General features: G+C 65.2%; 20 protein-coding genes. 13 read left to right on the top strand and 7 right to left on the bottom strand.

Features of this window, described 5'->3' with window-relative positions:
• Positions 1-39 precede the first annotated feature (39 nt).
• The 8 genes from JDO7802_RS06920 to JDO7802_RS06890 all read left to right on the top strand — a co-directional run bounded on the left by JDO7802_RS06920 (position 40) and on the right by JDO7802_RS06890 (position 5,726).
• Positions 40-699, top strand: coding sequence for a DUF2461 domain-containing protein (locus tag JDO7802_RS06920; protein ID WP_055083938.1), 660 nt, complete (start codon positions 40-42; stop codon positions 697-699).
• Entirely contained in the window at positions 696-1,907 is a 1,212-nt protein-coding gene (locus JDO7802_RS06915; RefSeq protein ID WP_055083936.1) for an MFS transporter, read from the top strand. The genes JDO7802_RS06920 and JDO7802_RS06915 overlap by 4 nt, the downstream gene beginning before the upstream one ends.
• Before the next feature lie 78 nt (positions 1,908-1,985).
• A complete protein-coding gene (locus JDO7802_RS06910) occupies positions 1,986-2,774 on the top strand; it encodes an exodeoxyribonuclease III (RefSeq protein WP_055083933.1) in 789 nt (262 codons plus the stop codon).
• A 58-nt stretch (positions 2,775-2,832) separates the two neighbouring features.
• Positions 2,833-3,750 (top strand): tetratricopeptide repeat protein, encoded by a 918-nt coding sequence (locus JDO7802_RS06905; protein WP_055083931.1) that lies wholly within the window; start codon positions 2,833-2,835, stop codon positions 3,748-3,750.
• A 27-nt stretch (positions 3,751-3,777) separates the two neighbouring features.
• Complete coding sequence (locus JDO7802_RS06900; protein ID WP_055083929.1) at positions 3,778-4,422, top strand: LON peptidase substrate-binding domain-containing protein; 645 nt, start codon at positions 3,778-3,780, stop codon at positions 4,420-4,422.
• On the top strand, positions 4,419-4,607 hold the full coding sequence (locus JDO7802_RS06895; protein ID WP_055083927.1) for a Trm112 family protein: 189 nt from the start codon (positions 4,419-4,421) through the stop codon (positions 4,605-4,607). The genes JDO7802_RS06900 and JDO7802_RS06895 overlap by 4 nt, the downstream gene beginning before the upstream one ends.
• A gap of 155 nt (positions 4,608-4,762) precedes the next feature.
• Positions 4,763-4,891 (top strand): hypothetical protein, encoded by a 129-nt coding sequence (locus JDO7802_RS18685; RefSeq protein WP_275934850.1) that lies wholly within the window; start codon positions 4,763-4,765, stop codon positions 4,889-4,891.
• Between the two features lie 43 nt (positions 4,892-4,934).
• On the top strand, positions 4,935-5,726 hold the full coding sequence (locus JDO7802_RS06890) for a hypothetical protein (protein ID WP_144430546.1): 792 nt from the start codon (positions 4,935-4,937) through the stop codon (positions 5,724-5,726).
• Positions 5,727-5,936: 210 nt separating this feature from the next.
• Here JDO7802_RS06890 and JDO7802_RS06885 read toward each other — a convergent pair whose 3' ends face one another.
• Positions 5,937-7,142, bottom strand: coding sequence for a UbiH/UbiF/VisC/COQ6 family ubiquinone biosynthesis hydroxylase (locus JDO7802_RS06885; protein ID WP_055083923.1), 1,206 nt, complete (start codon positions 7,140-7,142; stop codon positions 5,937-5,939).
• 85 nt (positions 7,143-7,227) lie between these two features.
• Here JDO7802_RS06885 and JDO7802_RS06880 point away from each other — a divergent pair, with 85 nt between their 5' ends.
• Entirely contained in the window at positions 7,228-8,553 is a 1,326-nt protein-coding gene (locus JDO7802_RS06880; protein ID WP_055083922.1) for an amidase, read from the top strand.
• 10 nt (positions 8,554-8,563) lie between these two features.
• On the opposite strand, the gene JDO7802_RS06875 is transcribed toward JDO7802_RS06880, so the two are convergent.
• Complete coding sequence (locus tag JDO7802_RS06875) at positions 8,564-9,526, bottom strand: TIGR01777 family oxidoreductase (RefSeq protein WP_055083920.1); 963 nt, start codon at positions 9,524-9,526, stop codon at positions 8,564-8,566.
• 195 nt (positions 9,527-9,721) lie between these two features.
• Here JDO7802_RS06875 and JDO7802_RS06870 point away from each other — a divergent pair, with 195 nt between their 5' ends.
• Complete coding sequence (locus tag JDO7802_RS06870) at positions 9,722-10,897, top strand: aminotransferase class I/II-fold pyridoxal phosphate-dependent enzyme (protein WP_055083918.1); 1,176 nt, start codon at positions 9,722-9,724, stop codon at positions 10,895-10,897.
• 9 nt (positions 10,898-10,906) lie between these two features.
• Entirely contained in the window at positions 10,907-13,645 is a 2,739-nt protein-coding gene (locus tag JDO7802_RS06865) for a DNA translocase FtsK (protein ID WP_055083916.1), read from the top strand.
• Positions 13,646-13,753: 108 nt separating this feature from the next.
• On the opposite strand, the gene JDO7802_RS06860 is transcribed toward JDO7802_RS06865, so the two are convergent.
• Positions 13,754-14,263 (bottom strand): hypothetical protein, encoded by a 510-nt coding sequence (locus JDO7802_RS06860; protein ID WP_055083914.1) that lies wholly within the window; start codon positions 14,261-14,263, stop codon positions 13,754-13,756.
• Between the two features lie 10 nt (positions 14,264-14,273).
• Positions 14,274-15,227 (bottom strand): YHYH protein, encoded by a 954-nt coding sequence (locus JDO7802_RS06855; protein WP_245624139.1) that lies wholly within the window; start codon positions 15,225-15,227, stop codon positions 14,274-14,276.
• Positions 15,228-15,751: 524 nt separating this feature from the next.
• Between JDO7802_RS06855 and JDO7802_RS06850 the strand changes: the two genes are divergently transcribed.
• A complete protein-coding gene (locus JDO7802_RS06850; protein ID WP_055083910.1) occupies positions 15,752-16,351 on the top strand; it encodes a LolA family protein in 600 nt (199 codons plus the stop codon).
• 88 nt (positions 16,352-16,439) lie between these two features.
• Entirely contained in the window at positions 16,440-17,126 is a 687-nt protein-coding gene (locus tag JDO7802_RS06845) for a type 1 glutamine amidotransferase domain-containing protein (RefSeq protein ID WP_055084797.1), read from the top strand.
• Between the two features lie 51 nt (positions 17,127-17,177).
• Here the strand turns inward: JDO7802_RS06845 and JDO7802_RS06840 are convergent, their stop codons facing one another.
• The 3 genes from JDO7802_RS06840 to JDO7802_RS06830 all read right to left on the bottom strand — a co-directional run bounded on the left by JDO7802_RS06840 (position 17,178) and on the right by JDO7802_RS06830 (position 21,113).
• Positions 17,178-19,205 carry an NADPH-dependent 2,4-dienoyl-CoA reductase gene (locus tag JDO7802_RS06840; protein WP_055083908.1) on the bottom strand — a complete coding sequence of 676 codons (2,028 nt, stop codon included), beginning with the start codon at positions 19,203-19,205 and terminating at the stop codon, positions 17,178-17,180.
• A gap of 559 nt (positions 19,206-19,764) precedes the next feature.
• Complete coding sequence (locus JDO7802_RS06835; protein ID WP_055083906.1) at positions 19,765-20,367, bottom strand: enoyl-CoA hydratase/isomerase family protein; 603 nt, start codon at positions 20,365-20,367, stop codon at positions 19,765-19,767.
• Complete coding sequence (locus JDO7802_RS06830) at positions 20,364-21,113, bottom strand: SDR family oxidoreductase (RefSeq protein ID WP_055083904.1); 750 nt, start codon at positions 21,111-21,113, stop codon at positions 20,364-20,366. Before JDO7802_RS06830 ends, JDO7802_RS06835 begins: the two co-directional genes overlap by 4 nt.
• Positions 21,114-21,121 lie beyond the last annotated feature (8 nt).

Raw genomic sequence — 21,121 nt, 5'->3', positions numbered from 1 at the left:
TGCGCTAGTTTCCGTCTGACGGATGCGGAAAGGCAAGCGATGTCGGACGGTTTTACCCAGATGCTCGACCGGGCGCAGACCTTCTACGGGCAGTTGGAAAACAACAATTCGAGGGATTGGTTCGAACCGCGCAAGGACACCTTCAAGACCGACATCGAAGGCCCGGCAAAACTCTTCGCCGAAATCATGGCCGAGGAAATCAGCCGCGTCACCGGCGACGGGCACACCGGCAAGGTGTTTCGCATCTACCGCGATGTGCGGTTCTCCAAGGACAAGTCACCCCTCAAGACGCAGCTCTCGATGTCCTGGAGCACGGCAGATCGGGACGATCTGGCTCCGATGTTCTTTTTCGCCATCCGTCCCGGCGGCACGTTCGTCGCCTGCGGCACGCCCGGCTTTGCGGGCGACGACTTGCGCCGGTATCGCGCGATGGTCGACACCTGGGGCGATCAACTGACGGAGGTCATCGCGGACACCGGGGCCACGATCAGCGACTTTGGGCCCGAACCGCTCAAGCGTGTGCCGAAACCCTACGCTCCCGATCATCCCCACGCCGACCTGATCCGTCGCAAGTCGCTGGCAATTTCGCTGCCGCTGGCGCAGGGATGGCGCGATACGGACGACGGGTTGGTCGCCGCCCTGACCGACCGGATCGAAATCCTCGCCCCCTTCCGCCGGTTCATGGCCGAGCGTCTGTGAGGCGCAACGTCGCCCTCTATCCCTGGTACAGGTTCCTGGCCGGGCTGACGTTCTGGCAGGCGGTCTGGTTTCTCTACATCCAGGGGGAGCTTTCGGCCGCCGAGGCGATCCTGACCTATGCCATCTTCGACGTCGCCACGACCATGTTGGAGGTGCCGTCGGGCTGGCTGTCGGACCGCTGGGGCCGACGCCGAACTTTGATGATCGCGGCTCTGGCCGGTGTGGCGACAGCCGGCATGCAGGCGCTGGGCGGCCCGTTCTGGTGGTTTGCGGCCGCGCAGGTCCTGCTGGCGGTGCAGGTCGCCTTCGTGTCGGGCACCGATACGTCGCTGCTCTACGAATCGCTTGCCGCCGACGGGCGGGAGGCGGAGGTGGAGCGGCATGAGCTGGGCGGCTGGCGCGCGGGTTTCTCGGCCTTGGCCCTTTCGGCCATCGCGGGCGGGGCGCTGGCCCGGTTCGACGTGACCTGGCCCTATTGGGCGACGGCGACAGCCTTCGCGGCGCTTTTGGTGCTGACCTGGACGTTCCGGGAGCCGGAGAAGATGGTCGACGACCCCACCGGCCCATCGCGCCTGATCCTTCTGTCGGGCGCGATCAGGCAGCCGGTCCTGCTGTGGCTTTCGGGCCTCGCCATCGTGATGTATGCCTTCAGCCACGTGCCCTTCGTCTTCGGCCAGCCCTTCATCGAACGCAGCCTCGCGGGCACCGACCTCGCGTCCGAGACGCCGCTGGTCAGCGGGGCGATCACCGCCGCGATGATGAGCGTGTCGCTGGGCGTGTCGCTCTTCGCGCCCGCTTTGCGGCGTGCGGTCGGGCTGACCGCGATGCTGCTGGGGGCCTTCGCGCTGCAACTGGCGCTGCCCGGCGCGCTGGCGATCGCGACGGGGCCGCTTGCGGTCCTGCTGCTGCTCAGCCGGATGATCCCCGACGCGCTGGCGCGGCCTTTCCTGATCGCGCGCATCCAACCCCTGTTGCCCGACGGCAGCCGCGCGACCTATCTGTCACTGCAAAGCCTGCTGGGCCGTCTCTTCTTCGCCGCCACGCTCTGGGTCGCGGCCGGATCGACCACCGAAGTCGGCCAGATGCCCGAAGCGGACGTTCGCCTGATCATGGCCACCTACGCCATCGGCGGCCTCTTCATCCTCCTCACCCTCGCCGTTTTATCCCGGCGTCTGCCCATCGAGCGCTCGGCGCCTTCTTCCGGCTGAAAGCACCGTGGGGGTGTGGGGGCTGGCCCCCGCTTGCCCGGCCTGCCAAACATGCCCCGACAGCAACGGAGCGACGACATGGCCTTCACACTCGCCACCTGGAACATCAATTCGGTCCGCCTGCGCGAAGAGCTCGTCCTGCGCTTCCTGCGCGAGGAAGGTCCCGACATCCTGTGCCTGCAGGAGTGTAAATCACCGGTCGATCTGATCCCACGCGACCAGTTCACCGCCCTGGGCTACCCCCACATGGTCGCGCGGGGGCAGAAGGGTTACAACGGCGTCGCCATCCTGTCGAAGCTGCCCCTGACCGAGGCGGGGGCCGAGGATCACGCCGATCTGGGCCACGCGCGTCACATCGCCGGACGGCTGGACAACGGCGTGACGATCCACAATTTTTACGTCCCCGCAGGCGGCGACATCCCCGACCGCGATGTGAACGAGAAATTCGGACAGAAGCTCGATTACCTGTCGGCCATGCGCGACGCCTTCCATGCCGATGCGCCCGCGAAATCCATCCTGGTCGGAGATCTGAACATCGCGCCGCGCCCCGATGACGTCTGGGACCACAAGAAACTGCTCAAGGTCGTCAGCCACACCCCGCAGGAGGTGGAGGCGATGGCGCAGACCCAGGACGCGGGCAAATGGGTCGATGTGACCCGCGCCGATATTCCCGACGGCACTCTTTATTCGTGGTGGTCGTACCGCTCCCCCGACTGGGACGCGGCGGACAAGGGGCGGCGGCTGGATCACGTCTGGGCGACCCCCGACATCGCGAACGCGGCCCATGGGTCCCGCGTCCTGCGCCACGTGCGCGGCTGGGAAAAGCCGTCGGACCATGCGCCGGTGCTGGCGACCTTCGACCTCTGAAGGGTTGGAATATGCGACGCGCGGTCGCATATAGCCTGCCAACAAAGGAGTCCGCCCGATGATCGAACTTGGCCAGCCGCAGACCGAAACCGCCCCCACCGACCTGATCCGCGACGTGGACGAAGCATCGTTCATGGCCGATGTGGTCGAAGCGTCGATGACCATCCCGGTGATCGTGGATTTCTGGGCCCAGTGGTGCGGCCCGTGCAAGACCCTCGGCCCGCAGCTCGAAACGGCGGTAACGGCCGCCAAGGGCGCGGTGAAGATGGCCAAGGTCGATGTGGACCGCAACCAGCAGATCGCCGCGCAGCTTCAGATCCAGTCGATCCCGACCGTCTATGCCTTCTGGCAAGGCAAGCCGGTCGATGGATTTCAAGGGGCCGTCAGCCCGGCCGAGGTCGAGGAGTTCGTCAAACGCGCCGCCGCCCTTGGACCCGGAGCCGAAGATGACGGGTTGGCCGAAGCGGTCCTGGCGGCGGACGAAATGCTCGAGGCGGGCGAAGCCGAAGACGCCCTGCAAACCTACGCAGCCGTGCTGGGCGAGGAGCCCGAGAACGCCGGGGCGTATGGCGGAATGATCCGTGCACATCTGGCCCTGGACCAGATCGACGAGGCCGAGGCGATGGTGGATGCGGCACCGGCCGCACTGCTGGGCACCTCCGACCTCGAAGCCGCCCGCGCCCAGATCGCCCTGGCCCGTCAGGCCGCCAACGCGGGCCCGGTCACCGATCTTACGGCGGCGGTCGAGGCGGACGCCGACGACCACCAGGCGCGCTTCGACCTTGCCGCCGCCCTGCAAGCCGACGGTCAGACGGAGGCCGCCGTCGATCACCTGCTGGAGCTGTTCCGCCGTGACCGCGATTGGAATGACGGGGCCGCGCGCACGCAGCTTTTCATCATCTTCGACGCATTGAAGGCAAGTGATCCGATTGTTCTCAAAGGACGACGCAAGTTGTCTTCGATGATCTTTGCCTGACTGGACCGGAGCGCTAGGTCGCCTTTTATGTATCGATTGAACGACCTCCCCCCGACCATCCCCGTGTTCCCGCTTCCCGGGGCGCTGATGCTGCCGCGTGCGCGCCTGCCGCTGCACATCTTCGAGCCGCGTTATCTTCAGATGATAGACGACACGCTCAAGACCGATCATCGCCTGATCGGCATGATCCAGCCCCGCGCGCAGAAAGCCGGCGACGGACGAGAACTTCAGGCCATTGGCTGCGCCGGGCGTCTAACGCAGCTGTCAGAGACCGAGGACGGACGCTACATGGTCACGCTGGCCGGTGTCTCCCGCTACCGGATCACCAAAGAGGTGTCCGGCTTCCAGCCCTATCTGCAGGCCGACGTCAGCTGGGACGGGTTCGAGCGCGATCTGGGCAAGCCCGAGGTGGACAAGGGCTTCGACCGACCCGCCTTCCTCGATCTGCTCAACCGTTACTTCGAGGCGCAATCCCTGTCGACTGATTGGGACAGTCTCAAGGACGCCGAGGAGGAGTTGCTGATCAATTCGCTCTCGATGCTCTGCCCGTTCGAACAGGAAGAGAAACAGGCCCTTCTGGAGGCCCCCAGCCTGGCCACGCGACGCGAGACGGTCGTGACCCTGATGGAATTCGCCCTGCGCGGCGGCGAGAGCGAGAACATCCTGCAATGACCGATGCAAAGACACCCGACCACAGCGCCAGGATGCTTGAGGCGCTGGTCTGCCCGCAGACGAACGCCACGCTGTCCTATGATGCCGACGCGCAGGAACTGATTTCCAAAGCGGCCCGACTGGCCTTCCCCATCCGCGGCGGCATTCCGATCATGCTGATCGACGAGGCCCGCAAACTCGACTGAAGCACGTCGAATTGCGGATCGCAGCTTGAACGCATCCCATTAGGGGCGCAGGTCCGGTTCGAGCCCATTCTACCTGTTGCCGCGTGCTGCAGGCATGTCCGGTTCGGGGTAAGAGACTGCTAAAAGCGGTCAACCAGTTTCTAGAAGCACCTCCGGTGACAGATCAGTCGCCACCCGACATCCGACCGCAGGCGACGATCTGTGGTGAGGTCTGGATCGTCTGCATCATGTTCGTCATCTCGCTTGGTTGGGGCCGTGCGCGGATCACGGCCTTGATAGAATAGCCCGTGAAAACAGGCAGAAGAGGTATCGATCTTTCACGATCAAATGGGCACCTACAATTCCCCTAAAATTTCTATTTCATTTGAATGCTTTGGAAAACTGGGCCAAAGTGTTTTCCTGGTATTAAGAGGTACCGTCATGCTCACATCGTTACGAAAGCACCCTATACTTCTGGGGTTCCTTCTCATCCTGATGTCCGGATCTCCCGCACTCGCTGCCGACTGCACCGCGCCCGACGCCCAGGAGATCGCTTTCTCGAACGGCTTGTCGTTCTGCGTTCGGGGGGCGGAGCTTCGACAAGCTGGCGCGGTCGAGGGGTTCGATGGCACCCCAAGCTCGATTAGATGGGGGATCGGCGACCTCTTCTTCGGCCCGCGAGGTGGTCACAAGGTTCGCCCCGACACGCCGCCCGACCTCGCCGCCGCCTGGCCGCCGGGCGTAACGACGATCAATATCCTTCCCCGAAAGATACGACCCCGTCCGGAAGGCTTGCCGATCGCATCCGATATTCCAGACATGAGGGTTGAACACGCGGGACGGCCAATCCAGTTGCTCTGGCCTATCGGACTGGACTTCAGAGGGCATGACGCGATCTCCGTCAGCTGTACGGCGATCACGTACTGGTGGATGACGATCGAGAATGCCGAAAGCTGCATCATATACGTGGATGCCGGTACATACGGCATCCGACTGCTCACTCTCACGCAAGCGTACGACAAGAGCGTCGGATGGCCTCGCGTGCTGATGGCCTACGACCGCGCTGCGTGGCAGGCCGCGCTCGACACCGTGGATACCTTCCTGCGACTGACCGCCGCTTCCCCACCAAAGGATCTGTAATGGACCGCTATTTTGTCTCGCGAACCTTCCTGCCTTCTGGCGAACTCGACCCCAGTAGCGAATGGGGCCGCCTAGTGTCTGCATTCAGCGGTTCAGATGGGTCTACCCAATCGGAAAAGCGGGCTTTCGATATAACTTGATAAGGGACAGCTAAGTCCGCACAGCGGACACGCGTCCTTCATAAGCGAGACGCGACAAAAAACTTTTAGTTCAATCCTGCATGAGTCGCGGCAGATCGCCCGAGATACCCGCCGCCTCGGCGATGAACCGGCGGCGCAGGACCGGCATCGCCGAAATCGCGCCCATCCCCAGGTCGCGGCCCAGTCGCAGGATCGGATTGTCGTTGGAAAACAGCCGGTTCACCGCATCCGTCGCAACGCCCATCACATTGGTGTCGAACCGCCGCCAGCGCTGATACCGGGCCAGCACATCCGCCGCGCCGATATCCTCGCCCCGCCGCCGCGCATCCCCCATCACATCGGCCAGCGCGGCGACATCCTTGATGCCAAGGTTCAGACCCTGTCCCGCAATCGGATGGATACCGTGGGCCGCATCGCCAACCAGACCGACCCTGTCCGCAACGAAGGACGTCGCAAGGCTCAGCGACAATGGATAGGAATGGCGCGCGCCGACCAATTGGATGTCGCCCAGAAAATCGCCGAACCGGGGGCGCAGAACGTCCAGATAGGCGTCATCCGGCAAGGCGTTCAAATCGGCCGCCGCGGCACCCGTCTCCGTCCAGACGATGCTGGACCGATCGCCGCGCAGGGGCAGGATCGCCAGCGGACCCGACGGCATGAAGAACTGATGCGCGATGCCCGCGTGGGGAAATTCGTGTTCGACCGCACAAACCAGCGCGGTCTGGTCATAATCCTTGCCCGTCCGCCCGATGCCGGCGCGCGTCGCGACACCGCTCCCGCGCCCGTCGGCCCCCAGCAGAAGGCGCGCGGTGAACGTCTCGCCCGCCTCGACCTCGACGCCTGCCGATGTCGCCCGCTGATCGGTGACGGCGGTGTCGAAGCGCATTTCGATCAGATCGCTGGCATCGCAAGCCGACAGCAGCATCGGGCGCAGATACCGATCCTCGACCATCTGGCCCATGAACGCCTCGCCGATTTCCGACGCGTCGAACGACAGGTGCAGCGGCGACGCGCCTTCGCCCGCGCGGCCGTCGCTGGCCCGGATACCCGTCATCGGCTGGGCCGTCGCGGCCAGAGCGTCCCACAAGCCAAGGTTGCGCATCAATCGCACCGATCCCAGCGCCATGGCATAGGACCGCCCGTCGAACCCCGTCGCATCGAAGGTCGCGCGCGGCCGCGCGTCCAGCACAAGCGACCGAAGCCCGGCATCCGCCAGGGCCAGGGCCGTCACCGGCCCGGTCAGGCCGCCGCCGACGATAATGACATCTGTATCCATGGGTTCTGATATGACCGCCTGCCCGCCATTGTCCAACCCCCACACCCTGTCTAGCGTGGTCCGCGACACTTTGACGGAGGCGACGATGCAGGACTGGCTTTGGGCGACGGCAGCGGACCTGGGCCGGGGCATCGCCGCGGGCGACATCGACGCGGAGGCGCTGTGCGATGTGTATCTGGCCGAAATCGCGTCCCATGCGGACACCGACCGGATCTATGCGCGTGTCACCGCCGACCGCGCGCGCGCCGAAGCCGCCGCCGCCGCCCAGCGCGCGAAGCTGGGCCTGCGACGCGGGCCCCTCGACGGGGTGCCCATCAGTTGGAAGGACCTGTTCGACAGCGCGGGTGTGGCGACCGAGGCCGGGTCCGCTCTGCTCGAAAACCGCGTGCCCCAAGACGACGCCGCCGTGCTGGCCAACGCGACTCACGGCGGCGCCGTTTGCCTGGGCAAGACGCATATGTCGGAGCTTGCGTTCTCCGGCCTGGGCCTCAACCCGGTCACCGCGACGCCGCCAAACCGCTACGACCCCGCCCTGGTGCCCGGCGGGTCTTCGTCGGGGGCCGCCGCATCGGTCGCTCTGGGGTTGGCCCCGGTCGCCATCGGGTCCGACACCGGCGGATCCGTGCGCAATCCGGCCGCCTGGAACGGGTTGGTCGGCCTCAAGACGACGCTGGGCCGCGTCGATGCGCGCGGAACGGTTCCCCTGGTCGAGACGATGGACACCATCGGCCCGCTGACGCGCAGCGTGGAGGATGCGGCCCTGACCCTGGCCCTGCTGGAAGGCGGCAGATCGGCGGACCTGACGGGGGCCACGATTCGGGGCAAGCGTCTGCTGATCCTGGCCGATTATGCAGACACCTCCCGCGACGCGCCCCGCGCCGCGTTCGAACACGCGGTCGACCGGTTCAAGGATGCGGGTGCTACGGTCATGCGCGACACCGTGTCGGCGGTGCAGGACGCGATGGACCTGACCCCGCTGCTGTTCGCGCCCGAAGGCTACGCGATCTGGCGCGATGTGATCGAGGCTGATCCCCACCTGATGTTCGACCGCATCCTTGAACGGTTCCGGCAAGGACGCGACGTGCCCGCGGCCGATGTGCTGGACGCTCATCGCAAACGGGCGGCGGCGCAGGCCGCCTACCTGCGCGCGACCGGGGGGTACGACGCCGTCATCCTGCCCACCGCCGCCATCCTGCCCCCTGACCGGGACCGGCTGATGACGGACGAAGACTACTACGTCAGCGAAAACCTCATGGCGTTGCGCAACACCCGCGTCGGCAACGTGCTGGGCCTGTGCGGTCTGACCATGCCCACGGGCGTGCCGATGTGCGGCGTGATGGCCCTGTGTCCGCCGATGCAGGAGGAGCGGTTGCTGCGTTTGGGGGCCGCGATGGAAGTGGCGTTGGGGTAGCGGGCTGGCGTCAAATGACCTTGCGGACAAGGTCGGACATCGCCACGTCGATGGTCGGGAACGTGAACCGGTAGCCCGACTCGAGCGTCCGTCGGGGCCGGACACGCTGCCCCCGCAAAAGGATCGAGGATCGCTCGCTGCCGACGATCGCGCGGACGATCCACTCCGGGACAGACCAGACGACGGGACGGCCAAGCGCCCTCGCGAAGGCTTCGGTAAAGGTCGCGTTGTCGACGATGCCGGGCGACACCGCATTGTAGCGTCCCTCCGTCTGCGGACGGTCGAGAACGTGCAGGATCACGCCGACCATGTCGTCGACATGTATCCACGGAAACGGTTGACGCCCCGTTCCGATCTTCGCCCCGAGACCCAGGCAGAACGGAAGGCGGATGATCGGAAGGAACCCCCGGCTGCGCCCGATCCGCCAGAGCTTTCCGATGTCGGATTTGCGTTCGATCTTGCCAAGGACGACGCCGATCCGCAGCTGGATATGGCGAATACGGTCCGTGTCGACGCCTTCGGAGGCCGCTTCCCACAGGCCGACCAGCTCCGCGGGAAAATCCATGCCGATCGGCACGGACGTCTCGTCAAGGTCGACCGTCGCCTGATCCACCTCCATCTCGGTCGTCCCGTAGAAACACTTCCCGGCGGTCGACACGAAGACTTCGGGCGGGTTCCGCGCTTCGTTGATGGCGGCTACAAGGGCGCGGGTCGTATGAACACGTGAGTCAATGACTTCGGCGCGATAGGCGTCGGTCCAGCGACGGCGGACATCCAGAATGTGCTGACCCGCAAGGTTCACGACGGCATCGCAGTCGGGCAATCCGGTCTGTGAAAGATCGTCCCAGGTGATGCGGTTCGGCCCGGCGTTGCGGGAAATCCAGGTGACGCGGTCACCCCTTTCGCGCAGCGCGATGGTGAGCATGTCCCCAATGAAGCCGCTGCCGCCACCGATCACGATATGCTTCGTCATTCCATGCCCTTCGGTATCAGTCCCCTAACTGACATGTCGAAAGTGGCGATTTCGAGGAATACCCTGAACCAGACCCCGACCCCAAAGCCACACCCCCGCGACCCGCCGCAGGTTTTCCATAGACCCCTGCCCCGTCCCTTTGCTATCGTGACGGGAAATGGGGCCGTCAGAGCACCCGACACGAGGCTACAGGCAATGAATTCTCCGCAGCGGTTCTCCGAACTGCCCGAATATGCGTTTCCGCGTCTGCGCACGCTGCTGGGCGATCGTGCGCCGGGCGGCAACGCGCCGATCCAGATGACGATCGGGGACCCGCGCCATGCGCCACCTGCGATGGTGGGCGAGGTGATCGCGCGGCACACGGCGAAATTCATGTCCTATCCACCCAACGACGGCGCGCCCGAACTGCTGTCGGCCAGTGCCGGGTGGGTGTCGCGGCGCTATGGCTACGCGGCCGATCCCGACACCGACATCCTCGTGCTCAACGGCACGCGCGAAGGGCTCTACAACACCTCCATGGCGCTCTGCCCCGAGGCGAAGAACGGCCAACGCCCCGCGATCCTGACGCCAAACCCGTTCTATCAGGTCTATGCCGTCGCCTCCCTGTCGGTGGGGGCGGAGCCTGTTTATCTGAACGCGACCGAAGAGACCGGGCATCTGCCCGACTACGACGCCGTGGACCCGGCCCTGCTGGACCGGACGGCCATCGTCTACATCTGCTCCCCCGCCAATCCGCAGGGGGCGACCGCCTCGCTCGCCTATTGGTCGAACCTGCTGCGGCTGGCTGAAAAGCACGACTTCATCATCTTCGCCGACGAATGCTACGCCGAGATCTATCGCGACAAGCCCCCCGTCGGCATTCTGGAAGCGGTGCATGCGACGGGCACCGACCCCGAGCGTGTGGTCGCCTTCCACTCCCTGTCCAAACGCTCCAACCTCGCTGGGCTGCGGTCGGGTTTTGCCGTGTCCGGGCCCAAGAACATCGCCCGCATGAAGCAACTGCGCGCCTATGCCGGTGCGCCCCTGCCCCTGCCGCTGCAGATGGCCGCGGCGGAGGTCTGGGCCGAAGACACCCACGTCGACGCCAACCGCGCGCTTTATGCCGCGAAGTTCGACGCCGCCCGCGACATCCTGCCGAACCACCACATCCCCGACGCCGGGTTCTTTTTGTGGCTGCCCGTGGACGACGGCGAACAGGCGACGCTCAGGCTCTGGGAACAGACGGGCGTCAAAGTCCTTCCGGGCGCGTACCTCGCCCGCGATACGCCCGCCGGAAATCCCGGCAAGACATTCATTCGCGCGGCCCTCGTCGGCCCGCTGGACGAGACGATCGACGGGCTGACGCGCCTGCGCGATTGTCTTTATTCGTAGGAGGTTTCCATGGCCTATCAGGTGCGGCAACGCGATCCCCTTCTGGACTCACGCGTGCAGATTTCCCTGGCCCGGCGCGGCCGCGAAGGCCTGGGCGTTCTGATGATGCTGTTCGGGCTGGCACTTGCCGTCCTGCTGCTCAGCTATCATCCCGACGATCCCAACTGGCTGGCGGCGACGGACGCCGCGCCGCGCAACTGGCTGGGCCTGTTCGGCGCGTCGCTGGCCGCCCCGCTCTATCTGATCCTCGGCTATGGCTCGCTGGGGTTGGCCGCCGGGCTGATGGTCTGGGGTCTGCGTTTTGCCGTCCATGCAGGCTCCGAACGCGCGCTGCCGCGTGGCCTGTTCGTGCCCGGCTGGGTGCTGGCGCTCTCGCTTTATTGCGCGTCGCTCGTGCCCGGACAGGGCTGGACCCACGACTTCGGCCTGGGCGGCCTGTTCGGTGACACGGCTCTGGGCGCGCTGCTCCAGATCCTGCCGATCACCGCGTCGATCGGTCTGAAATTCCTGTCGATGGTGATTGCCGCAGGCGCGGTCCTGTCGGGGGCCTGGGTTCTTGGCTTCACGCGCGAAGACCTCGCCAAGGCCTGGGTGCTGTTCCTGACGGGTCTGGGCAACGCGACGCACCTGATCAAGCTGGCGACCGGGTCCGCCGCGCGCGGGGCCGCCGTCGGCACCCTGAAAAGTGCTGCCGCCCTGCGCGACGCACGCGCGGCGCGCGCCGTCGACCCCTTGGAGGAGGAGGACATCCCCGACGACGATCACGCCCCCAGACGGTCCTTGATGTCGTGGCTGCCGCAGCGCCCGATCACCGACCCCCTGGCGCATGACGACCTCTATGCGGACGGCGACGACCGGGTCAGCGCCCGCACCGCCAGCGCCGTGCGCCCCCGCGTGCGCCGCGCCAATATCGCACAGGCCCTGACCGCCGCGCCCGCCGCCGCCGTGGCCCCCGCCGCACGGGTGGAGCCGACGCTGGCCGCCACCCCGCGCGAAGAAGCGCCCCTTGCCCCGGCCCCCGCCGCCCGCGTCGAAACGCAGGCCCCCGATCTGGCCGAAGACGCCCTGATCGAGCCGGTGACACCTGCCGTGCATCCCGCCTATGCCGCGCAACCGGGCATCCGCCCGGCCCTGTCGCGCAAGGTGGTGCAGCCCACGGTCAAGCCCGCTCCGACCTCCAGACAAGCGAAGGCCGAGGCCCAGCCCGCCCTGCAGTTCGAGGAAAGCGGCACCGCCTACGAGATGCCGCCCCTGAACCTGCTGGCCGATCCGTCCACCGTCGAACGCCATGTCCTGTCGGACGAGGCTTTGGAGGAAAACGCCCGGATGCTGGAGACGGTGCTGGACGACTACGGCGTGAAGGGCGAGATCGTGTCGGTCCGTCCGGGGCCCGTCGTGACGCTCTACGAACTCGAACCGGCTGCCGGCCTCAAGGCGTCGCGCGTCATCGGCCTGGCCGACGATATCGCCCGGTCCATGTCCGCCCTGTCGGCCCGCGTCTCCACCGTGCCGGGCCGCACCGTCATCGGCATCGAACTCCCGAACGAGCGGCGCGAAAAGGTCGTGCTGCGCGAAATCCTGTCGGCCCGCGACTTCGGCGACAGCAGTCAGGAACTCCCCCTTGCCTTGGGCAAGGACATCGGCGGCGCGCCCATCGTCGCGAACCTTGCCAAGATGCCCCACCTGCTGATCGCGGGGACGACCGGTTCGGGCAAATCCGTCGCCATCAACACGATGATCCTGTCGCTGCTTTACAAGCTGCCGCCCGAAGACTGCCGGATGATCATGATCGACCCCAAGATGCTGGAACTGTCGGTCTATGACGGCATCCCCCATCTGTTGTCCCCCGTCGTCACCGACCCGAAAAAGGCCGTCGTGGCCCTGAAGTGGACGGTCGGAGAGATGGAGGAACGATATCGCAAGATGTCCAGAATGGGCGTGCGCAACATCGCGGGCTACAACGGCCGGGTGAAGGACGCGCTCGACAAGGGCGAGATGTTCAGCCGCACGGTCCAGACCGGCTTCGACGACGAAACCGGGGAGCCGGTGTTCGAGACCGAGGAGACGGTCCCCGAGAAGCTGCCCTACATCGTCGTCATCGTGGACGAGATGGCCGACCTGATGATGGTCGCCGGCAAGGAGATCGAAGCCTGCATCCAGCGTCTGGCACAGATGGCCCGTGCCTCCGGAATCCACCTCGTCATGGCCACGCAGCGTCCGTCGGTCGACGTCATTACCGGCACGATCAAGGCGAACTTCCCGACGCGGATTTCCTTCCACGTCACCTCCAAGATCGACTCCCGGACCATTCTGGGCGCGATGGGGGCCGAGCAGCTGCTGGGCATGGGCGACATGCTCTACATGGCCGGCGGCTCCAAGATCACCCGCGTCCACGGCCCCTTCTGTTCGGACGAGGAGGTCGAGGAGATCGTGAACCACCTGAAGTCCTTCGGCCCGCCCGATTACGCGTCCAGCGTTCTGGAAGGCCCGGAAGAGGGCGGCGCGGACATCGACGCGGTGCTGGGCCTGACGGGCGGAAACACCGGCGGCGAAGACAAACTCTATGACGAAGCCGTCGCCATCGTCGCGCGCGATCGCAAATGCTCCACCTCCTACATCCAGCGCAAACTGGGCATCGGCTACAACAAGGCCGCCCGCCTGGTGGAGCAGATGGAGGAAAACGGCGCCGTCACAGCCGCGAACCACGTCGGCAAACGCGACATCCTGCTGCCCGACCCCAACGGCTAGCGGCTGGCATGCCGACTTTCGTCAATGAGCGGGACGGGCTGCTATGCGGACCAAGCTGCCGTTTGGTACAATTGCCGCGCGGGTCCGAGTAGAGGCCGAATTGCCCGATCACTTCGCATCATCCGCACCTTGGATGCGAACAACGGATGCAATGGGTCTGCCGCCTATGGCCCATTCACTGTGATCGTTCGCGTTGAGCGATACTCTGACGGTGTTCTCACCGGGCTGTAACGACGCATCCGGCAGATGATACCAATCGGAATAGATGCGCGCGATTTTGACGCCATTTACGTAAATGTGCGCGTGACCCTCGTTATCCTTGGGAGGACGATTGATGCCGACCGGGGTGAACGTGAAATTGCGGGTCAGGATCTGCACGTTGTAGCCGTCAATCACGTCCGGGAACATCAGATGGGTCACGCCGGGCATGGGCAAGTCAGGCGATATCTCACGCGGGGGATGTTGATGCACGGCCCCCATCTCGGACATCGCCGCCTGTTCCATCGGCATCTCCGCGTCGCGCATATCCGAAGACATATCGATGCGACCCATGGGCAGCAGCGTCATCGCAATGACCGCCACAGCCCCACCGATGACGAGATAGGCGATCTTCTCCACGTGCCGGGCCTTACTGACCTGGGGCCGGCATCGCTTCGCGCAGTTCTTCTTCGCTGATGCCCAGCAGGTCTGCCGCCCCGGCGAAGTCCGGCGGCCGCGACTCGCCCAGGGCATCGATCAGTGCGGCTTCGCTGACGCCATATTGCGCGGCGATTGCGCTAAAATCCGGTCCGCCGCCGCCGGGCCCGGCAGAGGCGGTCACTTCGATCTCTCCGTGATAGCAATCGACCATGTAAGGCGCTTCGTCTGCCGTCAGGTGATAGTGATAAATGCCGTCGGGAAATTCCGGCGTCGGACCGAAATGGCCACTGCACTCATCCAGATCTTCATTGACCACGACGATCCCGCCAACGTCGTAGTTGCTGTAGACCGGGAACCCATCCGAGAGCACACCGATCATCGTCGAATGCTGCCCCGCCCGCGGCATCGCTTCGGCGATGCAGACCGGAATACCATGATAATGATAATCCGTGCCGTCGACGAGCGTGTGACCGTTGCAGTTGTCGAGGAAAGCAACATGGTCATGAACGACCTGATCGTCCTGTGCCGTGACGGCCCGCTCGAAATCCTCGTAGTCGTTGAAGATCTGCGCACCGCTGATGGCAACGCCGATCATTCCAAGCGAGGTATCCGTCGTCGTGTCCGAATAGACGGGCCCCAGGGTGATAGTCGTATCAATGTCGGATCCGGAGAAAAACTCAGCCGAGTCGACCACGTCGAAGAACTCGGCCGGTTTATCCGCAAACGGCTGGTCGGTCGGATCCGATGGGATCAGGTAGCGCTCTGCAAATCCATGGCTGGGAATGCCATCGGATTCGAACCGGAATGTGTTGTCGGCCGCGTCGATCGTGATCGTCACATTATCCGACCAATTTGCCGCCTCGATGGCTGCGGTCGTATCGGCAGAACGGCTCGTATTTTGCGCCGAGAGGGGTGAATAGGTGACGGCGACACCGGCACCCATGACGGATATCACTGCTGCCGCGAACAAACCTCTATTCGACATCTTTCGCGGTCTCCTTTGCAGTGTTCGGCCAGCCGTTCCTCTTCTCAGAAAATCTGGAAAGGCAGCATCTTTCGTCGTGTCGGGTCGTGTCGTGTCAGGAACGGCCTTTCGACACCGTGGCGGATCAACCAAGCCATTCTCTAGCAAACGTAGCAGAGGTCCGTCTGATGGCAACGGCCGCTAAGAATGCGGGCTCGAAACGGATGTTTTCCGCAAGCTGCATGGCGGTCCATGCTTCTCCGCAAGATACCCGAACCGCTGCGCCGCGAAACGTCGCTTTTCCGTGGGCCTCTCAACCTCCTGATCCAGAACCATATCCGCTCCATATCCGACGTAGATCACCCGTGGGTCACCCACGCATCACCCATCGGTTCAAACACGCGCGGCGAACCGCCTGACACGCGGATGACATCGCATAACGGCGGGTAATCCGGCATTCCTTCCCTATATGTCCCCAAACGGACCAAGGAACGGAAAGCCCCATGCGCAGCTTGCTCACCGCCATCGCCACGACATTCACCTTCGTCGCCCCGGCCTTCGCCGAGATTCCGGTGACTGAAATCAGCAACTATCTCAACAGCTTCCAGACCGCGAAGGCCGACTTCACGCAGGTGAATTCCGATGGCTCCATCTCCACCGGAGAGCTTTCGATCCGACGCCCCGGACGCGCCCGTTTCGATTATGCCGCCCCCAACAACGGCCTCGTGATCGCCGGTGGCCAGCAGGTCGCGATCTTCGATCCGGTCTCCAACACGCCGCCCGAACAATACCCCCTGTCCCAGACACCGCTGTCCATCATATTAGCGCAAAACGTGAATTTCGGCCGGTCCGGAATGCTCGTCGCCCATGGCGGGGATGCGACGCAAACGGCCGTCACCCTGCAGGACCCCGAAAACCCGCAATACGGCAACATCCAGCTTGTCTTCACGCCCAGCCCCACGACCCTGCGCCAGTGGGTCATCACCGACGACACCGGCGCGCAGACGACCGTAATCCTGGGCGATATGCAGACCGGTGTGTCCATCGGGGCCAGCCGCTTCAACATCCCGCAGGAAATGCAGCGCCGCGGCTTGTCGGACTGATGCCCGCCTGACGCCGGGTCGCAGGGCGGGAATGGACCCGGACGGCCGCGCGTCGCGTTTGGCTGCGACACCAAATCAGGAGGCCTTCATGGCATCGGTTCTTTTCATTCTGACATCGCACGACAAACTGGGTGATACTGGCAACCCCACCGGATTCTACATCGACGAGATGGCGGCCCCCTACTGGGCACTGACCGACGCGGGGCACGAGGTCACGATCGCCTCGGTCAAGGGTGGCAAGCCCCCGATCGATCCCAATTCCCTGGACGACGATCCCGACAAGCGGCCCGAACCGGTGACGCGTTTCCTGGGTGACGCCACGGCCAGCGCCAAGCTGGAGGATACCCCCGCCGTCGCCGATGTGACGATCGACGGGTTCGACGCGGTGTTCCTGCCCGGCGGACACGGCACCATGTGGGACTTTGCCGACAACGCCGACATCGCCCGCCTGGTCAGCGGTGTCTGGGCCAAGGACGGTGTCGTGGGCGCGGTCTGCCACGGACCGGCCGGCCTTCTGGGGGCGACGAAGCCCGACGGATCGCCGCTGGTCAAAGGCGTGCGCGTCAACGGCTTCACCGACAGCGAGGAAAAGACCGTCGGCCTGACCGATGAAGTTCCCTATCTTCTGGAATCGCGCCTGCGCGACCTGGGGGCCGATTTCGTCGGCAAGGACGATTGGGAGGCGTTTACCGTCACCGATCAGCGCGTCGTGACCGGTCAGAATCCGCAATCGGCCGAAAAGGTCGGCGCGGCGCTGGTCAAAGCGCTGGCGTAAACCCCGCGACAGAATTGGAATCGGCGGGCCCTCGGGTCCGCCGCTTTCGTGTCAAAGCGTCGCCGCCAGACGCGTGCCCTGATCGATGGCGCGCTTGGCATCCAGTTCTGCGGCGACATCCGCGCCGCCGATGACGTGGCAGGGGGTGCCCGCCGCCTCCAACGCGTCGGCCAGGCTGCGGTCGGGCAATTGGCCCGCGCACAGGACGATCGTGTCGGCCTCGATCACCCGGGGGTCTTCCCGCGCTTCGCCGGTCGAGATCATCAGGCCGTCATCGGTGACGCGTTCGTAGTTCACACCACCCATCATCTTGACGTCCTTCATGCGAAGGTTCGCGCGATGGATCCAGCCGGTCGTCTTTCCCAGACGCTTGCCCGGTGCCTCGGCCTTGCGCTGCAGCAGCGTGACCTTGCGGGCCGGGCCGGACGGCTGCGGCCCTTCGGGCGCGATGCCGCCACGATGGTCGGCGGGGTCCGTGACGCCCCAGTCGGTCATCCATTCGGGCAGATTTTCGGTCGCGGAATGGCCGTCGTGGACCAGATAGTCGGACACGTCGAACCCGATACCGCCCGCCCCGACCACGGCGACCCGATCCCCGATGTCCACACCGCCGCGCAGCACATCGATATAGCTGACGACGCGTGCGTCATCCTGCCCTTCGATGCCCGGATCGCGGGGCACGACGCCGGTGGCGATGACGACTTCGTCGAAATCGGCCAGCATGTCGGCGGTCACTTCGGTCCCCAACCGGGTCTTGACCCCCGATATTTCCACCATGCGGGCGTACCAATCGACGAAGCCGATGAACTCCTCTTTGCCTGGCACGACCTTGGCCATGTTGAGCTGACCGCCGATTTCCGCGGCACGGTCGAAGAGCGTGACAGCGTGCCCCCTCTCGGCGGCCGTGATCGCCGTCGACAGCCCCGCCGGACCGGCACCGACGACGGCAATCCGCTTGGGCATTTCGGTCGGGGCGACGACAAGCTCCGTCTCGTGGCAGGCGCGGGGGTTCACGAGGCAGGAGCTGATCTTGCCAGAAAACGTGTGATCCAGACAGGCCTGGTTGCAGGCGATGCAGGGGGCGATGGTCTCGGGCGTGCCGGCGGCCGCCTTGGCGACGAACTGGCTGTCCGCCAGGAAGGGTCGCGCCATCGACACCAGATCGGCGCAGCCGGTGGCCAGAACCTCCTCGGCCACTTCGGGCGTGTTGATCCGGTTCGACGTGATCAGCGGAATGCCGACCTTGCCCATCAGTTTCTTCGTCACCCAGGCAAAGGCGGCGCGGGGCACCGATGTCGCGATGGTCGGAATGCGCGCCTCGTGCCAGCCGATGCCGGTGTTGATCAGGGTGGCCCCCGCCGCCTCCACCGCCTGGGCCAGTTGCACGACTTCGTCGTGGGTCGACCCGTCGGGGATCAGATCGATCATGGAAAGACGGTAGATGATGGTGAAATCCGGGCCCACTGCCTCGCGGCAACGGCGCACGACCTCGACCGGCAGGCGCATCCGGTTTTCGTAGCTGCCGCCCCAGCGGTCGGTCCGCTTGTTGACATGGGTGACGAGGAACTGATTCAGGAAGTAGCCCTCGGACCCCATGATCTCGACCCCGTCGTACCCGGCTTCGCGGGCGCGCGTGGTGGCGGTGACGAAATCGGCGATCTGCTTCTCGATCCCCTCCTCGTCCAGCGCCTTGGGCGGGAAGGGCGAGATCGGGGATTTGATGGCCGACGCGCTGACGCATTCGGGACCGTAGGCATAGCGCCCGGCATGCAGGATCTGCATCGCGATCAGCCCGCCAGCGTCGTGCACCCGGTCGGTGACGATGCGGTGATTGGCTATGTCGTCGTCGGTGAACAGGCCCGCAGCACCGGGAAACACGCCACCCTCGCGGCTGGGGGCCATGCCGCCCGTCACCATCAGCGCCACGCCGCCCCGCGCGCGTTCAGCATAGAATTCGGCGACGCGGTTCCAGTCCTTCGTCTCCTCCAGCCCGGTGTGCATCGACCCCATGATGACGCGGTTCTTCAGCGTCATGTGGCCCAGATCCAGGGGCGACAGCAGATGGGGGTAATTGGTCATGGCGCGCGTCCTCCCGACGTTTGACGCAGGGTCGTGCATGACGCCCGGCGGGGCAAGGTCAACGTCGCGTCGTCAGTGCCAACACCGCCCGCGACCTTTCGCCGTAAGCCACGCGCCTCACGACCACGGTCCCGGTGTATCGGCAGGATGAGCGCCAGGAATGCGGCCAGCACGGCAAGGTCGACCACCTGATTACGGTTCACCGGAATACCGCGGTCGGTCAACGCAACGGGGTCGAAGACCCGTCCCGCCGGTGGGTAACGGTGAACAGATGCATGAACGTCTGGGCAGGATTGGCACCCCAACACAAAAGGCCGATCGCCATCAGAAAGCACAGCGCGATCTGCACGCCGTCCATCGCGTAAACTTGCCGAGCGCCGGACTCACGCCGTCGAAATGCCGGGTCAACCGACCGTATTGGTCCGGCGTGATCAACTTGTGCGCGGTCCAAAGGAAGATGAACTTGCCCAAGCCGAGGCGAAGGATCAAAAGGGCAAGCCCGTCTCGCGTTTCATGTCTTAACTATCGGTCAACGGCGGGGCAGTTGGACGCGCGCATGTCACGTCCCCGTGGACACCATCGCCTTGATCGCCGCCATGTGGTCCGCTGTGCCAACGGCCAGATCCCGCGCCGCCGTCACCGGGTCGATCACCACGCGGTCGACCAGACCGAAAGACAGCGCCTCGGACGCGTCGAGCCGTGCGCCCCCAGCCAGGATCATCTTGGTCCGCGCCGGCCCGATCAGCCGGGCCATGCGTGCGGGGTCCGACGGTTGCGGCAGGAAACCCAGCTTGGCCACTGGATAGAAGAAAGACGCCTGCGGAACCGACAGCCGGAGATCGCAGGCCAGCGCCATGCCGAAGGCCCCGCCCGCCAACGTGCCGTTGAGCGCCGCAACCGTCAGACAGGGCAGCGCTGCTATCGCACCCGACAGATCCTCCCACAAAGCTGAGGTGGCGAGGCCGGCGCGCGCCTCCTCCAGATCGGCCCCGGCGCTGAACACCGACTCCCCCGCGCCTGTCAGGATCAGCAGGCGCACATCACCCGCACCCCGCACGGCGCGGATCAGGTCGGACAACATCGCGGCGGTCAGGGAATTGGCCTTGTCCGGGCGGTCGATCGTCAGGGTCAGGATGTCGCCGTCCCGGTCGGACCGGATCATGCCAGACCGATCCGCTTGCGGATGGACTCGTCGCGCAGCGAAACCTCGGTGCCGCGCAGATCGTCCGCATCCGGCCCGCACATCCACACCAGCGCATCGGCCACCCATTCGGGCGGAATGTGATCTTCCCACTCCAGTTGCGCCACCGGGCCGACGCCCGATGCCTTGATCTCGCGTTGCATCTGGGTGGCGACCGTTCCGGGCGACAGTCCCATCACGCGCAGTCTTTCGCCGTGTTCGGCATGGGCCGCTTCGGTCAGCATCTTGGCCGCCGCCTTGGACGTGCAATAGGCCGACCAGCCGGGCAGCGCGCGGTGCGCGGCCCCGGAACTGATGGTGATGATCGTACCGCCGCCCTGCGCCTCCATCACGGGAAGGGCCGCGCGCAGGCCATGGAAAATGCCTTTCACGTTGACGTCGATGACGCTGGACCAACCGTCGACATCCACCTCGGCCAGCGGCCCGATCGGCTCGATGATGCCGGCGTTGCCGATGATGACGTCGAGCGTGCCGAACGCTTCCACCGTGGCATCGACGGCGCGCGCCATCTCGGTCCAGTTGGCGACGTCGCAGGGGATGGCCAGCGCCGTCTTGCCGATCTCTCCGGCAAGGTCGGCAATCGCCCCGGTGCTGCGCGACAACAGGGCGACATTGGCGCCCTTGGCCGCGAAAGCCCTGGCGGCGGCGGCACCGATGCCGCGGGACGCGCCGGTGATTAAAACGGTCCTGTCTGTCATGTCGGGCATGGTTTTCC

It is taken from the genome of Jannaschia donghaensis (genome assembly GCF_001403795.1).
Lineage (GTDB): Bacteria > Pseudomonadota > Alphaproteobacteria > Rhodobacterales > Rhodobacteraceae > Jannaschia > Jannaschia donghaensis.
Note: the sequence above shows the minus strand (reverse complement) of the source record. Positions and strands in the feature narration are given on the sequence as shown.

Excerpts from the sequence above, each read along its gene's own strand:
- JDO7802_RS06920 (WP_055083938.1), top strand. The coding sequence starts at position 40 with ATGTCGGACGGTTTTACCCAGATGCTCGACCGGGCGCAGACCTTCTAC.
- JDO7802_RS06910 (WP_055083933.1), top strand. The coding sequence starts at position 1,986 with ATGGCCTTCACACTCGCCACCTGGAACATCAATTCGGTCCGCCTGCGC.
- JDO7802_RS06905 (WP_055083931.1), top strand. The coding sequence starts at position 2,833 with ATGATCGAACTTGGCCAGCCGCAGACCGAAACCGCCCCCACCGACCTG.
- JDO7802_RS06900 (WP_055083929.1), top strand. The coding sequence starts at position 3,778 with ATGTATCGATTGAACGACCTCCCCCCGACCATCCCCGTGTTCCCGCTT.
- JDO7802_RS06895 (WP_055083927.1), top strand. The coding sequence starts at position 4,419 with ATGACCGATGCAAAGACACCCGACCACAGCGCCAGGATGCTTGAGGCG.
- JDO7802_RS06890 (WP_144430546.1), top strand. The coding sequence starts at position 4,935 with ATGGGCACCTACAATTCCCCTAAAATTTCTATTTCATTTGAATGCTTT.
- JDO7802_RS06885 (WP_055083923.1), bottom strand. The coding sequence starts at position 7,142 with ATGGATACAGATGTCATTATCGTCGGCGGCGGCCTGACCGGGCCGGTG.
- JDO7802_RS06880 (WP_055083922.1), top strand. The coding sequence starts at position 7,228 with ATGCAGGACTGGCTTTGGGCGACGGCAGCGGACCTGGGCCGGGGCATC.
- JDO7802_RS06875 (WP_055083920.1), bottom strand. The coding sequence starts at position 9,526 with ATGACGAAGCATATCGTGATCGGTGGCGGCAGCGGCTTCATTGGGGAC.
- JDO7802_RS06870 (WP_055083918.1), top strand. The coding sequence starts at position 9,722 with ATGAATTCTCCGCAGCGGTTCTCCGAACTGCCCGAATATGCGTTTCCG.
- JDO7802_RS06865 (WP_055083916.1), top strand. The coding sequence starts at position 10,907 with ATGGCCTATCAGGTGCGGCAACGCGATCCCCTTCTGGACTCACGCGTG.
- JDO7802_RS06855 (WP_245624139.1), bottom strand. The coding sequence starts at position 15,227 with ATGGGTGCCGGTGTCGCCGTCACCTATTCACCCCTCTCGGCGCAAAAT.
- JDO7802_RS06850 (WP_055083910.1), top strand. The coding sequence starts at position 15,752 with ATGCGCAGCTTGCTCACCGCCATCGCCACGACATTCACCTTCGTCGCC.
- JDO7802_RS06845 (WP_055084797.1), top strand. The coding sequence starts at position 16,440 with ATGGCATCGGTTCTTTTCATTCTGACATCGCACGACAAACTGGGTGAT.
- JDO7802_RS06840 (WP_055083908.1), bottom strand. The coding sequence starts at position 19,205 with ATGACCAATTACCCCCATCTGCTGTCGCCCCTGGATCTGGGCCACATG.
- JDO7802_RS06835 (WP_055083906.1), bottom strand. The coding sequence starts at position 20,367 with ATGATCCGGTCCGACCGGGACGGCGACATCCTGACCCTGACGATCGAC.
- JDO7802_RS06830 (WP_055083904.1), bottom strand. The coding sequence starts at position 21,113 with ATGCCCGACATGACAGACAGGACCGTTTTAATCACCGGCGCGTCCCGC.